12 protein-coding genes are annotated in these 13,957 nt (G+C 63.5%); 3 read left to right on the top strand and 9 right to left on the bottom strand.

From position 1 onward, the window contains the following. Window positions 1-83 precede the first annotated feature (83 nt). The 4 genes from rlmH to deoC form a co-directional block, all read right to left on the bottom strand. The gene (gene rlmH / locus LCF60_RS00255; RefSeq protein WP_292288998.1) at window positions 84-557 is read right to left on the bottom strand and encodes a 23S rRNA (pseudouridine(1915)-N(3))-methyltransferase RlmH; all 474 of its coding nucleotides are present in this window, start codon (window positions 555-557) and stop codon (window positions 84-86) included. A 1-nt stretch (window position 558) separates the two neighbouring features. Continuing rightward, a complete protein-coding gene (gene rsfS / locus LCF60_RS00250) occupies window positions 559-924 on the bottom strand; it encodes a ribosome silencing factor (protein WP_292288997.1) in 366 nt (121 codons plus the stop codon). A 152-nt stretch (window positions 925-1,076) separates the two neighbouring features. Then, window positions 1,077-3,425 carry an aldehyde dehydrogenase family protein gene (locus LCF60_RS00245; protein WP_292288996.1) on the bottom strand — a complete coding sequence of 783 codons (2,349 nt, stop codon included), beginning with the start codon at window positions 3,423-3,425 and terminating at the stop codon, window positions 1,077-1,079. Window positions 3,426-3,459: 34 nt separating this feature from the next. Next, entirely contained in the window at window positions 3,460-4,452 is a 993-nt protein-coding gene (gene deoC / locus LCF60_RS00240) for a deoxyribose-phosphate aldolase (RefSeq protein ID WP_292288995.1), read from the bottom strand. Window positions 4,453-4,639: 187 nt separating this feature from the next. On the opposite strand from deoC, the gene LCF60_RS00235 reads away from it, so the two are divergent. From LCF60_RS00235 to LCF60_RS00225, 3 genes are all read left to right on the top strand, one after another. Further along, entirely contained in the window at window positions 4,640-5,368 is a 729-nt protein-coding gene (locus LCF60_RS00235; RefSeq protein WP_292288994.1) for a 4'-phosphopantetheinyl transferase superfamily protein, read from the top strand. A gap of 117 nt (window positions 5,369-5,485) precedes the next feature. After that, window positions 5,486-8,470, top strand: coding sequence for an error-prone DNA polymerase (locus LCF60_RS00230; RefSeq protein WP_292288993.1), 2,985 nt, complete (start codon window positions 5,486-5,488; stop codon window positions 8,468-8,470). Window positions 8,471-8,519: 49 nt separating this feature from the next. Further along, on the top strand, window positions 8,520-8,864 hold the full coding sequence (locus LCF60_RS00225; RefSeq protein ID WP_292288992.1) for an antibiotic biosynthesis monooxygenase: 345 nt from the start codon (window positions 8,520-8,522) through the stop codon (window positions 8,862-8,864). A gap of 124 nt (window positions 8,865-8,988) precedes the next feature. On the opposite strand, the gene LCF60_RS00220 is transcribed toward LCF60_RS00225, so the two are convergent. From LCF60_RS00220 to LCF60_RS00200, 5 genes are all read right to left on the bottom strand, one after another. Further along, window positions 8,989-10,173 (bottom strand): amino acid aminotransferase, encoded by a 1,185-nt coding sequence (locus tag LCF60_RS00220; protein WP_292288991.1) that lies wholly within the window; start codon window positions 10,171-10,173, stop codon window positions 8,989-8,991. Beyond that, entirely contained in the window at window positions 10,173-11,030 is an 858-nt protein-coding gene (sseA, locus tag LCF60_RS00215) for a 3-mercaptopyruvate sulfurtransferase (RefSeq protein WP_292288990.1), read from the bottom strand. The genes LCF60_RS00220 and sseA overlap by 1 nt, the downstream gene beginning before the upstream one ends. Window positions 11,031-11,164: 134 nt before the next feature. Beyond that, on the bottom strand, window positions 11,165-11,638 hold the full coding sequence (smpB, locus tag LCF60_RS00210; protein ID WP_292288989.1) for an SsrA-binding protein SmpB: 474 nt from the start codon (window positions 11,636-11,638) through the stop codon (window positions 11,165-11,167). 155 nt (window positions 11,639-11,793) lie between these two features. Next, window positions 11,794-13,290, bottom strand: a complete 1,497-nt coding sequence (locus tag LCF60_RS00205) for an alanine/glycine:cation symporter family protein (RefSeq protein ID WP_292289167.1) — start codon at window positions 13,288-13,290, stop codon at window positions 11,794-11,796. A gap of 67 nt (window positions 13,291-13,357) precedes the next feature. Continuing rightward, window positions 13,358-13,792 carry a universal stress protein gene (locus tag LCF60_RS00200; protein WP_292288988.1) on the bottom strand — a complete coding sequence of 145 codons (435 nt, stop codon included), beginning with the start codon at window positions 13,790-13,792 and terminating at the stop codon, window positions 13,358-13,360. Window positions 13,793-13,957 lie beyond the last annotated feature (165 nt).

The raw sequence follows: 13,957 nt of genomic DNA, 5'->3' as shown, positions 1-13,957 counted from the left end.
TCCCTGGGCCGGCAACATTCCGAAGAGGTCGGGGGATGCAGAGCTTCCGCGGACGGCCGGATCGGCGACGCCACGTCGAAACCCTAGTCCCGATGATACGGTGACCCCGCGATGATCGACGCGGCGCGATACAATTGCTCGGCCACCATCACCCGCACCAGCTTGTGTGGCCAGACCATCTTTCCGAAGGACAGCAGGGCATCCGCTTGGGCCCGCAAGGACGGATCGATCCCGTCCGCCCCGCCAATGACAAAACTCACGTCCGGAACACCTTGGTCGGCCCATGCCTGCAATTTCCTGGAAAACTCCGGCGAGGACATCAGAACGCCACGCTCGTCCAGACAGACGATCAGGGAACCGGCCGGAATGGACGCCCGCAGCAAAGCCGCCTCGGCTGCCATCCCACCGTTCTTCTTGTCCTCGACCTCGGTCTCGCCGCCAAAGCGCCAACCAAGACCCCGACCTGTCTGGCCGAAACGGGCCAGGTAGTCATCGACCAAAGCGCGTTCTTCAGACCGGCCCGCAAGCCGCCCGACCGCGCGAAGATGCACCCGCATCCTAGTTGGTCAGCGCGGTCCCTGCCGGGAGCCACATTTTTTCCAACTGGTAGAATTCCCGCACTTCCGGCCGGAAAATGTGCACGATCACGTCACCGGTGTCGATCAGCACCCAATCACCGGTTTCCTTGCCTTCGACCTTGGACAGGATACCGCGCTCGGATTTCAGCTTTTCCACCAGCTTCTCGGCCAGTGCCGAGACCTGCCGGGTCGACCGTCCAGAGCAGACAACCATGTAGTCGCCGATCGACGTTTTGCCGCGCAGATCGATCTGCACGATGTCGTCGGCCTTGTTTTCATCGAGTTCAGAAAGAATCGCCGCGAGCGTCGCTTCGCTGGCTGATCCGGTTCCGGGTGTGCCGGTCATGGGCAGACCCCCGTCAGTGGCACGCGCCACATCCGTTTGAAAAGACAGGACATCGTCCTCCTAAGTATGAACGCCGTTCCGCCCCGGCGCTGGGTACCATGAAAATAGCATTGCATCCGTACATTCTCAATGACCCCGACGAAAATTGGCGATCATGCGCCATAAGGAACCCACACTGTCTTTGTTTCGGTTGCCGCTTCAAGAAACGCGCGGCCTTCGCCATCGGTTCCCATCCAGTTGCGGGTCAGACCGCCGTTGACCCAGGTTCGCTTGAGATTGGCCGCCGCGCCGCGTTCGATCTCGACCGAAAGATCCGTCGACGAGAACGACCAGACGGCCTCGACATCCATATGGCGCGCCAAGGTCGGCGCAAGTTCTGCGTGCCGCCCGGTCAGGATATTGACCACCCCCCCGGGCACGTCCGACGTGTCGAGCACCTGGTAGAAATCCGTTGCCGCCAACGGAAACGGCTCTGACGCGACCAGCACCACGCGGTTGCCCATCGCGATCGCAGGCGCCATCAGCGACACCAGACCCAGCAACGGATGATCATCCGGGCAAAACGCGCCGATCACCCCGCACGGTTCACGCATGGCCAGCGCCACACCACGCAAGGGCACCTGCGCCACGCGCCCGTCGAACTTGTCGGTCCAGGCGGCATAGGTGAACAATCGGTTCACCGCCACATCCACCTCTGCGACACCATTGCGCGCGCCGGTCATCTGGTTGATCCGCGTGGCGAACTCGTCTGTCCGTGCGGCCAGGTTCTCGGCTAGGTAATACAGGATCTGCGCCCTCAGATGCGCTGTCGTCCCGGACCATCCCTTGGCCCCGCGCGCCGCCTCGACCGCATTGCGCACATCCTTGCGGTTCGCCAGGGGTGCCTGCCCAAGCAGCTTGCCCGCCTTGGTGTAGACCTCATAGGCATAGCCCCCGTCAGGCCGCGCCTGCTTGCCCCCGACATAAAGCTTCGCCGTCCGGTCCACCGCTTGCGGTTCGGTCTCCGGCCCGCTGCCGAAGCCCGCAATCTTGCCAAGAGGCTTGCCGCTGCCCGATGGCCGCGTATAGGCCATCATCCCTTCCGGCCCGCCCTCACGCCCGAACCCGCTCTCGCGCACGCCGCCAAAGGGGGCGGCGGCGTCGAACATGTTGGTCCCGTTGATCCAGACCACCCCGGACGCCAGCTTTGGCGCGATGTCCAAAGCAACGTTGATATTCTCCGACCACAACGTCGCCGCCAGCCCGTAGCGCGTGTTGTTCGCCAGTTCGACGGCTTCCGACGGTGTGCGGAAGGTCGTGCCCACCAGAACCGGCCCGAAGATCTCTTCCTGCATCAGCGGATCAGCACTGCTCAGCCCGGTGATCAGGGTCGGCGGGTAGAAACACCCGCTCTCCGGCATCTCGCAATTGGCGCGATAGGTCTCGCCCGCCGTATTGCCGTCGACCAGTCGCGTGATGGTCTCCAACTGTTTCGGATCGACAATAGCCCCAACATCCACCGATTTGTCCATCGGCGACCCGACCCGCAGCTTGTCCATCCGTGCGCGCAGCTTGGTATGGAACCGCTCCGCGACACCTTCCTGCACCAAAAGCCGCGACCCGGCACAGCAGACCTGCCCCTGGTTGAACCAGATCGCGTCGACCAATCCTTCGACAGCGCTATCCAGATCGGCATCCTCGAACACGATATAGGGCGACTTGCCCCCCAGCTCGAGCGTCAGCGCCTTGCCTGATCCGGCGGTCGCCTCGCGAATACGCCGCCCCACGGCGGTGGACCCGGTAAAGGCCACCTTGTCCACGTCCGGATGGGTGACGATCATTTCGCCCACCGCGCCGTCACCGGTCACGATATTCACCACACCTTTGGGCAACCCCGCCTGACGGCAGATGTCTGCAAACAAGAGCGCGGTCAGCGAGGTGTATTCCGCAGGCTTCAACACCACCGTGTTGCCCGCTGCCAAAGCAGGTGCCACCTTCCACGCCAGCATCAAGAGCGGAAAGTTCCACGGCACCACCTGCCCGCACACGCCATGCGCGACACGCCCGGCATATTCGCTGTCGAACAATTGCGCCTGCCCTGCGTGATAGTAGAAATGCCGCTGCGCCAGGGGGATATCGATATCCCGGCTTTCGCGGATCGGCTTGCCGTTGTCCAATGTCTCCAGCACCGCGAACAGCCGCGCATGCTTTTGCAACAGCCGCGCCAGCGCATAGAGATACCGCGCGCGCCCCGCGCCACCCAGCTTGGCCCAGCCATTCTGCGCCTTGCGCGCTGCGGCAACGGCCGCGTCCACATCGGCTTGGGTGGCTTGCGAGACATGTGCCAGCACCTCACCCGTCGCCGGATTGCGGCTCTCGAAGACGTCACCGGGGTCCGTCATCGCGCCGCCGATGAAATGCCCGAACCGATCCCCCTGATCGACCAGCCACGCCAGAGCATCACCCGCCGATTCCGGCGCTGTCCCATAGTCCATCGTCTCGAATATCTCTCGCACGGTCATGGCTTCTTCTCTTCAAAAATATGCAAACACGGCCTCAGCCAACCGCATGCCGCCAGGACGCCGAATAGGCTCCGGTGACATGATGCTCCAACTGCCGCTCGATATCGCCCAGAAGCGACGAGGCTCCGAACCGGAACAGGTCGTTCCGCACCCACCGGTCGCCCAGCTCTTCCTTCATCAGCGCCAGATACACCAAGGCATCCTTCGCCTTGGAAATCCCGCCCGCAGGCTTGTAGCCGACACGATAGCCGGTCTCCTCGAAATAGTCGCGGATCGCCCGGATCATCACCAGGGACACCGGCAGCGTGGCGTTCACGCTTTCCTTGCCGGTCGAGGTCTTGATGAAATCCGCCCCCGCCATCATGCAGACCAGCGAGGCTCGCGCCACGTTCTGCAACGTCCCAAGCTCTCCGGTGGCAAGGATCGCCTTCACATGCGCCTCGCCACAAGCGGCGCGAAAGGCCCGCATTTCGTTATAGAGCGTCTGCCAATTGCCGGTCAGCACATGCCGCCGCGAGATCACGATGTCGATCTCGGCAGCACCCGCCTTGACGCTCTCCTCGATCTCGGCCACCCGCAGATGAAACGGCGACAGCCCCGCGGGAAAGCCCGTGGACACCGCGGCAACCGGAATGCCCGACCCGGCCAGCGCCGCGACCGCGGGGGCAACCATGTCATGGTAAACGCAGACCGCGCCCACAGTCAGGTCGTCCATGCCCAGCGCCGCCAGCAGATCCGCCCGTACCGGCTGCCGCGCCTTGGCACACAGGCGGTTGACCCGGCCCACCGTGTCGTCTCCGGCCAGCGTCGTGAGATCGATGCAGGTCACCGCCCGGCACAGCCACGCCGCCTGATGATCCTTCTTCACCGACCGCCGCGCCGGCAGGCCCGCCGCGCGTCGCTCGATCGCCGACCGGTTCGCCGTGGCCCGCATCACCCAATCGAGATCCAGTGCCATCCCCGGATTGCGCGGCTCAAGCGTCTGCGGCAAATGCACGGTCTCTGAATGTGTCGTCTGCGTCGGCATGGCATTCCTCGTTTCCTGGAACGGGATGCTGACACGGTGCCTGTGCCATCACAAGCCACGACGCAACGTAGACCCGACATTCCTGCCGACTCCCCGTCACCGCACCGATCGGGCCCGGTCGCGAAAGACGCCACAAGGCACCTTTGGACTTGACGCCACCCGGACCTGCGGGGATTCCAGACAGACCATGGACCAACCGCTCGCATATCTGCAGACCCGCTCACAGGGATTCCTGTCGGGGATCACCTGCGAAGACAGCCTGATCCCCGGCGCCATTTTGGTCACCGCAGCATATGATCGCACAAGGTTCACTCCGGCCCTGTTCGACGACCTGGAAATCCCCAGCCCGAAGACACTGCACCGGGCGGTCGACAAGCGCCGCGCGGAATACCTGGCGGGCCGCGCCGTGGCAAAGGCCGCCATGTGCCTGCTGGGCCATGCGCCGGACCCTGTCACCACCGCGCCCGGTCGCGCGCCCCTCTGGCCCAGGGGCCTCGCAGGGTCCATCAGCCACGCAAGGGGCCGATGCGCCTGCCTGCTCTCCCGCGACACCGGGCACGGCTACGGCGTCGATACAGAGGAAATCGCGTCGGGCCGCAGCCTGGCCGCGATCCTCGCCGAAACCCTGAACACCCGGGAACGCGCGATCGTCACGCAAGGCGCGCTCCCCGCCGCCACCAGCGCCACGCTGACCTTCTCCGCCAAAGAGGCGCTGTTCAAGGCGCTCTACCCGCAGGTCGGCCGACATTTCGGCTTCGACGCCGCCGAACTGACCGCGCCGCCGACAGGCGACAGACTGTCCCTGTCCCTGACCACCGATCTCGGCAACGGCTTGGCCAGCGGGCGGCGCTTCGACATCCATCACCGCCTGTCGGGCACCCATGTCCTGACCTGGCTGTCCGTGCCAGGTCCCTGAGCCCATCTCCTGATCTTCTTCTCTTTCCAAATATGCCAGCGCGACCGCGCCACCCGAATTTCGCGTGAATGACTCGAATCACTGGAAAAGGAACAAAAGAAGAACATAAAAGAGGGCATGTTCGCAGAGCTGTCGATCACCTCCAATTTCACCTTCCTCACCGGGGCCTCCCACCCCGAGGAGTACATGGAGCGTGCCGCAACCCTGGGCCTGTCGGCCATCGCCATCACCGACACCAATTCGGTGGCGGGCATCGTGCGCGCATGGTCCGAGGCCAAGACCCTCACACGCCTGATCCGCGAACGTGCCGAGCTCGAGGCCCGCAATGGTCCCATCGGCCCGCCCGTGCCGGGTCACCTCGACCACCAGCGCAGCCCTATCCTCACCCATGTGCCGCGCCTCATTCCCGGCGCGCGGATCGTCACCGATACCGGCTTCACCGCCACGGCGCTCGCCACCACCCGCCAGGGCTGGGCGCAACTCTGCCGCCTCATCACCACCGGACGCCGCCGCGCGCCCAAGGGCGACTGTCTCCTCACGCTCGACGATCTGGTCCAATGCTCGGGCGGCCTGCACTGGCTCCTGCACCCGCCGTCACAGGCGCAAAGCTCGAAACCCGGCGCGGGTGACTGGCAGACACAGGCGGACCGGCTGTCGCGCCGCTTCCCCGGACAGGCCCATCTCGTCCTCGGCCCGCTTTATGACGGGCAGGACAGGCCCCGCTTCGACCGGATCGCGCAGCTGGCCAAGGATCTGAACCTGTCCACAATCGCCTCGGCCACACCGCTCATGCATCATGGTCGCCGCCGCAAGCTCGCGGATGTGGTCACCGCCATCCGGCAGGGTTGCCGGGTCGACGAATTGGGCACCAAGGCGCTCGCCAATGGCGAACAACGGCTGCGGTCCGAGGCCGAGATGCGCCGCCTGCTTGGCCCACATGCCGATGCCGTGGACCGCGCCGCGCAACTGGCCGACAGCTGCCAATTCGACCTCGGCCAGCTGCGCTACGAATATCCCAGCGAAATCACCGGGTCCGAGACCGCCTCCCAGCGCCTCGCGCGCCTCGCCCATGAGGGGCTGACCTGGCGCTACCCGCATGGCGCGCCGGACAAGGTGAAAACCCTGCTCCAACACGAACTCACCCTGATCGACAAGCTGCGTTACGAGCCCTATTTCCTGACCGTGCGCGACATCGTCGCCTTTGCCCGCGACCGGGGCATCCTCTGCCAGGGACGCGGGTCCGCCGCCAACTCGGTGGTCTGCTACTGCCTCGGCGTGACCTCGGTGTCCCCCGAGATCGGCACCATGGTTTTTGAGCGGTTCGTCTCCGAGGCGCGCGACGAACCCCCTGACATCGACGTCGATTTCGAACATGAACGCCGCGAAGAGGTGATCCAGCACATCTACGAACGCTATGGCCGCCACCGCGCGGGGCTCTGCGCCACCGTGATCCACTATCGCGGCAAACGCGCCATCCGCGAGGTGGGCAGCGCGATGGGCCTGTCACAGGACACCATCGGCGCGCTGTCCTCGCAACTCTGGGGCTTCTTCTCGACCAACGGCCTCGAAGAGCACCGCATGCGCGAAATCGGTCTCGACCCCGACGATCACCGCCTCAAACTGACGATGGAGCTGATCTTCGAGATCATCGGCTTCCCGCGCCACCTGAGCCAGCACGTGGGCGGCTTCATCATCACCGAAGGGCGGCTCGATGAACTGGTCCCGATCGAAAACGCCACGATGGAGGACCGCACCGTCATCTGCTGGGACAAGGACGATATCGACGCGCTCGGCATCCTCAAGGTCGATGTGCTGGCGCTCGGCATGCTCTCCTGCATCCGCAAGGCGTTCGACCTGATGACCCTGCATCACGGCCAGACCTACACGCTCGCCACCCTGCCGCCCGAAGACCCCGCCGTCTACGACATGCTCTGCAAGGCCGACAGCATCGGCGTCTTCCAGGTCGAATCCCGCGCGCAGATGAATTTCCTGCCGCGCATGAAGCCCCGCACCTTCTACGATCTGGTGATCGAGGTCGCCATCATCCGCCCCGGCCCCATTCAGGGCGACATGGTCCACCCCTATATCCGCCGCCGCAACGGCGAAGAGGCAGTCAGCTTTCCCTCGGATGAGCTCGGCGCGGTGCTGGGCAAGACCCTCGGCGTGCCGCTTTTCCAGGAACAGGCAATGCAGATCGCCATCGTCGGCGCGGGCTTCACCCCCGAACAGGCCGACCGATTGCGCCGGTCGCTGGCCACTTTCAAGAAACACGGCAATGTATCAGAATTCCGCACACTTTTCCTGCGCGGCATGCGCAACAAGGGCTATGACGAGGATTTCGCGGAACGCTGCTTCTCGCAGATCGAAGGCTTCGGCTCCTACGGCTTCCCCGAAAGCCACGCCGCCAGCTTTGCCCTGCTGGTCTATGCCTCCGCCTGGATCAAGCATCACCACCCCGGCATCTTCGCCTGCGCGCTGCTGAACTCCCAGCCGATGGGCTTTTACGCCCCGGCCCAGATCGTGCGCGACGCCCGTGAACATGGCGTGACCGTCCGACCCGTCTGCATCAATGCCAGCTTCTGGGACAACGTGATGGAACCGGGCGAAAATGGCGGCCTCGCCCTGCGGCTGGGCTTCCGCCAGATCAAGGGCCTGAACGAGGAAGACGCCCAATGGATCGCCGCCGGTCGCGGCAACGGGTATCAAAGCATCAATGATCTCTGGCGCCGCGCCGGTCTCGACCCCGCCACCATCGCGCGCCTTGCCGAAGCCGACACGTTCCAAAACCTGCGGCTCACCCGTCGTCAGGCCCTGTGGGAGGCCAAGGCCCTCACCTCCCGCAAGACCCTGCCGCTTTTCGATGGCGATATCGACGGCGAGGCGATCCATGAGCCAGCAGCCCACCTGCCCCAGATGACCGAAGGCGAACAGGTGGTCGAGGATTACGTCGCCCTGCGCCTCACCCTGCGCCGCCACCCGGTGGCCCTCCTGCGCCACATCCTGACGCCGGATCCCTCCCGTACGGTCCACCCGTACGTTTCCACGGCCAAACCGTACAAACCACCGATGCCGCTGCCGGTCACCCGCGGCAACCCGGATTGATTGCCAAACATCCCCGACAACGCCATTGTCCCGCAAAAAGGGACACAAAATGATCGCCATCATCTTCGAACTCATGCCCGCAGACGGCCAGAAAGACGCCTATCTCGACATCGCCGCCACCATGCGCCCCATGGTCGAAGAGGTCGACGGCTTCATCTCGGTCGAACGCTTCCAAAGCCTGACCAACCCGGACAAGCTCCTGTCGATCAGCTTCTTCGAAGACGAAGACGCCGTGCTACGGTGGCGCAAACTCGCCGCGCATCGCAACGCACAATCAAAAGGCCGCAATGGCATCTTCTCCGACTACCGCCTGCGCGTCTGCCACGTGATGCGCGACTACAGCATGTTCGACCGCGATCAAGCCCCCGAGGACAGCGTCAAGGTGCACGGCTAACGGCTTCTTCTTTTTGCAAATATGCAAACACAACTTTGCAAACTGCGCGCCGCTGGATGACGCGGCACCTGAAAACGACATGGGCGCCCGCAGGCGCCCATGGATTTCCAAACTCCAGACGGGCTCAGATCCCGACGTCGATCATCGCTTTCGCCAGAATCGGCACCGAGTCCTTGTTGAGACCGGCGATGTTCAACCGCGAATCCCCGACAAGATAAATCGCGTGCTCGTCGCGCAGGCGGTCGACCTGTTCGGGTGTCGCCCCTAGCCGCGAGAACATGCCGCGGTGCTGCGCGATGAAGCCGAACCGATCCGACCCGGACAGGCGCTGCAATTCCGCCGCCAGCTGTTCGCGCAGCGCCAACATGCCGGTGCGCATCTCTTCCAGTTCCTTGGCCCAGTCCGCGCGCAAGGCGTCGTCGCTCAGAACCATCGTCACCAACCGCGCACCGTGATCGGGCGGGAAGGAAAAGTTCTGCCGGTTCAGATAGGCCAATGTCCCCTGGTTGAGCTTTTGCGCAGACGCGTTCTGTGACACCACCATCAGCAGGCCCGTCCGTTCCCGGTAGATGCCGAAGTTCTTTGAACAGCTTGCCGCGATAATGGTTTCGGGCACAGACGAAGCGATCAGGCGGGTGGCTGCCGCGTCTTCTTCCAGACCATCCCCAAAGCCCTGGTAGGCGATGTCGACCATCGGGGTCGCGCCGGTCTTGAGCAGCAGATCGACCAGCGCCTTCCATTCGGTCATGTTCAGGTTTGCACCTGTGGGATTGTGGCAACAGCCATGCACCAGCACCACATCCCCCGGACCGGCCTGCGCGAGGTCTTCCATCATGCCGTTGAAATCCACACCGCGCGACTCGTCGTCGAAATAGCGGTAGGGCACCATGTTCATGCCCATGTGCTTGAGGATCGACAGGTGGTTCGGCCATGTCGGATCGCTGACAAAGACCTTGGCGTCCGGGCTTGCCATCCTGACCAGATCAAAGCCCTGACGTACCGCACCGGTGCCACCCGGCGTCGCTGCCGCGGCCACGTTGGCGCGCGGCACCGCGTCGCCCAGAACCATCGCAACCATCGCGTCGGCAAAGGCCGGATCCCCCGCAAGGCCGGTATAGGCCTTGGTGGTTTCGGCTTCCCAAAGCTGCTGTTCCGCGCTTTTGACGGCCCCCATGATCGGCGTGTTGCCCGACGCGTCCTTGTAGACGCCGACACCGAGGTCGATCTTGGGGTCGCGCGGATCTTCGCGGTAGGTTTGCACCAGCGCGAGGATCTTGTCTGCGGGTTGTTCCTTGAGGGTCTCGAACATCAGTTGTCTCCTGTGGCCACGGGTACGGTGGGGAACATTCCCCATTCGGACCACGAGCCGTCGTAAAGGGAATGGTCATCCTTGCCCATGCGCGCCATGGCCAAGGAGAGGATCGCCGCCGTCACCCCGGAGCCGCATGTGGTGATTGCCGGTTTGGACAGATCGACGCCCGCCGCCTCGAAAATCGCGCGGGTCTCCTCGGGCGATTTGAGCGTCTGGTCGGCGTTCAGCAGGCTGGAATAATGGACGTTCTTCGATCCGGGGATGTGCCCGCCGCGCATGCCGGGACGGGGTTCGGGTTCCTCGCCCCGGAACCGCCCGGCAGAGCGCGCGTCGATGATCTCCTGATCGCGCAGCTTGGAGGCCGAGGACACCTGCGTGACATCCTTGACCAGATGGGCCTGACGCCGCACCGTCATGTGTCGGTCGCGCACGATGGGAGGCAGGTCCTCGACCTCGCGGCCCTCGGCGACCCATTTGGGCAGACCGCCGTCCAGCACGGCGACATCGTTCTGGCCCATCAGCTTGAAGAGCCACCAGACACGCGCGGCGGAAAACAGCCCGGCGCCGTCATAGACGACGACCTGGTGCCCGTCGCCAACCCCCATGGCGCGCATCCGCGACATGAACTTTTCGATCGGCGGCGCCATGTGCGGCAGGTCGGACCGGCTGTCGGCGATGTCGTCGATGTCGAAGAACCGTGCGCCGGGGATATGCCCGGCGGCGTATTCGGCCTTCGCGTCGCGCCCGGCATCCGCCAGGTAGTACGATCCGTCAAGAATGCGCAGATCGGGGTCGCGCATGTGCGCGGCAAGCCAGTCTGTCGATACAAGCGTCTTCGGGTCGTCCTGTGCCATGTCTGTCGCCACATCTGCAAAAAGGTCGGTTCTGCATAGATCCCGGAGGTCCGACTCGCAAGCGATTGCCCACCGCGCGGGTCACGATGCGTCTACGCATCGTCGACTTTCCGTCGACGGAAAGTTGCCCCGGATCAGCCCGCGTTCTTCAACAGACGTTGTTTCTGACGTCCCCAGTCGCGCTTGGCCTCGGTTTCGCGCTTGTCGTGAATCTTCTTGCCCTTGGCGATCCCGATCTTCATCTTCGCCATGCCCTTGTGGTTGAAGTAGAGCACCAGCGGAACAAGCGTCATGCCTTTGCGCTGGGTTTCGTTCCAGAGCTTGGCCAGCTCCTTGCGCGACACCAGCAGCTTGCGCCGCCGCCGTTCTTCGTGCGGGAACATCGCGCGGTTGTACGGCGCGATATAGGAATTCACGAGCCACAGTTCGCCATCTTCGACAGCGGCATAACATTCGGTGATGTTTGCACTGTTCTCGCGCAGCGATTTCACCTCGGACCCTTGCAGGATGATGCCGACCTCGAGATCGTCCTCGATGGCGTAATCGAACCGCGCACGACGGTTGTCGGCGATCACCTTGTAGTTCGGGTTGTCCTTCGGCTTTGCCATCGCTGCGGTCTCCTTCGGCCCGCGAGAGGGCTAGATATAAGATGTCGCACGAATTTTGAAACCGGTTTTGTCGCCGCGCGAAAAAGCCGGGCGGACCCGTAGGCCCGCCCGCACTCTTTACCGACCTCGCAGCACCGGGAGCGGCGCTGCGTGGATCAAGTGAATTTCCTGATCTCGCCCGACTTGAGGCGCGACCAGTAGCTGTCGAGCTCGCGCTTCACGATCGGCATCAGGACGTAGAGGCCGATGATGTTGACCACCGCCATCGCAAAGATCGCCGCATCCGAGAAGTCGATCACCGGGCCAAGGCTCGCCGAGGCGCCGATCACCACGAAGACGCAGAAGATCGACTTGAAGGTCAGCTCCTGCGCCTTGCCCTCTCCAAAGAGATAGGTCCACGCCTTGAGCCCGTAATAGGACCACGAGATCATCGTCGAGAAGGCAAAGAGGATCACCGCCAGCGCGAGGATGTACTTGAAGCCGCCGATGGAGGACGAGAACGCCGCCGATGTCAGCGCGACACCCGACGTGTCACCGACCGTGCGGATCGCCGTTCCGGCTTCGTTGAGCAGGTACAGCCCGGTTTCCGGATCGGAGATCAGCTGACCGGTGATGATGATCACGAGCGCCGTCATGGTACAGACGATGACCGTGTCGATCAGCGGCTCCAGCAGGGACACGAAACCTTCGGTGATCGGCTCCTTGGTGCGCACGGCAGAATGTGCGATCGCTGCCGATCCGACCCCCGCCTCATTCGAGAAGGCCGCACGGCGGAAGCCCTGGATCAGCGCCCCGACGAACCCGCCCGCGACACCCAGCCCGGTGAAGGCCCCGGCGAAGATCTGCCCGAAGGCCCAGCCGATCATGTCATAGTTCATCAGGATGATGATCAGCGCGGTGCCGACATAGATCACCCCCATGATCGGCACGACCTTTTCCGTCACCCGTGCAATGGACTTGAGGCCGCCGACGATCACCGCGAACACGATGCCCGCAAAGATGATCCCGGTGATGAAGCCCGGATAGGGCCCGAAGACGTTGGTCAGCTGCGCATGGGCCTGGTTGGCCTGGAACATGTTGCCGCCACCGAATGCCCCGAGGATGCAGAAGATCGAGAACATGATCGCCAGGAACCGCCCGCCGGGCATGCCGCGTTCGGCAAAGCCCTTGGTCAGGTAGTACATCGGACCACCCGACACCGTGCCGTTTGCATATTCGTTGCGGTATTTCACACCCAGCGTACATTCGGTGAATTTCGACGCCATGCCCAGAAGACCGGCAAGGATCATCCAGAATGTCGCGCCCGGCCCGCCGATGCCGATGGCCACCGCCACACCGGCGATGTTGCCAAGCCCGACAGTGCCCGAAAGCGCGGTTGCAAGCGCCTGGAAATGGCTGACCTCGCCCGCGTCATCGGGATCGGAGTAATCCCCTTTCACCAGCGCGATGGCATGACCGAAGGCGCGAAACTGGATCACGCCGAAATAGACCGTAAACACCGTCGCCGCGACGACCAGCCAGCCGACAATCCACGGAAAGCTGGTGCCGGGAAAATTGCTGAAGATCAGGGTAACGAACCAGCCGGTCGAGCTGGCGAAAATGCTGTTGATGGTTTCGTCGATGGATTGAGCCGATGCCGAAAGCGCGGCCATGAACGTGAAGCAGGCGGCCAGAACCGCCGTTGGAACAAGACGTGTCATCTCTGAAAGTCCTTTGCGGTTATGGAACGATTGTACACGGCACCGGGGCCACCTGGACCAGAGATCCGGCGACCGACCCGAACACCCGGCTCGACAGCCCACCGTCGCCATCGCGTCCGATCACCATCTGCGTGGCGCCTTCCTTCTTGGCGATATCGCACAGCGTCTTGGCCACGTGGCCGTACTTGATCTGGGTTTCGACCGGAACACCGGCGGCGGCGATCGTGGACTTGAGCGGCGACATCAGGGCTTTCTCCGCTCGCTCCAGTTCCTCGGTCCGGCGCGCATGCCGTTCCTCGAGCTCCTGCGGCGTCAGGAACGAATATGGCGACCATTCAAGCACATGGACGATAAGAATGCTGCCGCCCTGGGCCTTCGCCCGCGACACCGCGAAGTCGAGCGCGCGCTTCGCCACATCGCTGCCGTCATAACCAACGACAAATTTCTCAGACATGCTGTCCCCCTTTTGGACCTTTTCCCGGTCTCGGCGCCGGTATGTTGAGATTAGCACCTGACCAAAGGTCAATTGGCCCGAAATTCGGCAAGCATCGCACCAATCGGCACGAAAACGCCCCTGAACCTGGCACTTTCGCGCAAATCCCCGAGAATCTCCGACATT

Origin of the sequence: Marivita sp. (assembly GCF_020055635.1) — a bacterium.
GTDB lineage: Bacteria > Pseudomonadota > Alphaproteobacteria > Rhodobacterales > Rhodobacteraceae > Marivita.
This window is presented reverse-complemented; position numbering and strand designations above follow the sequence as displayed.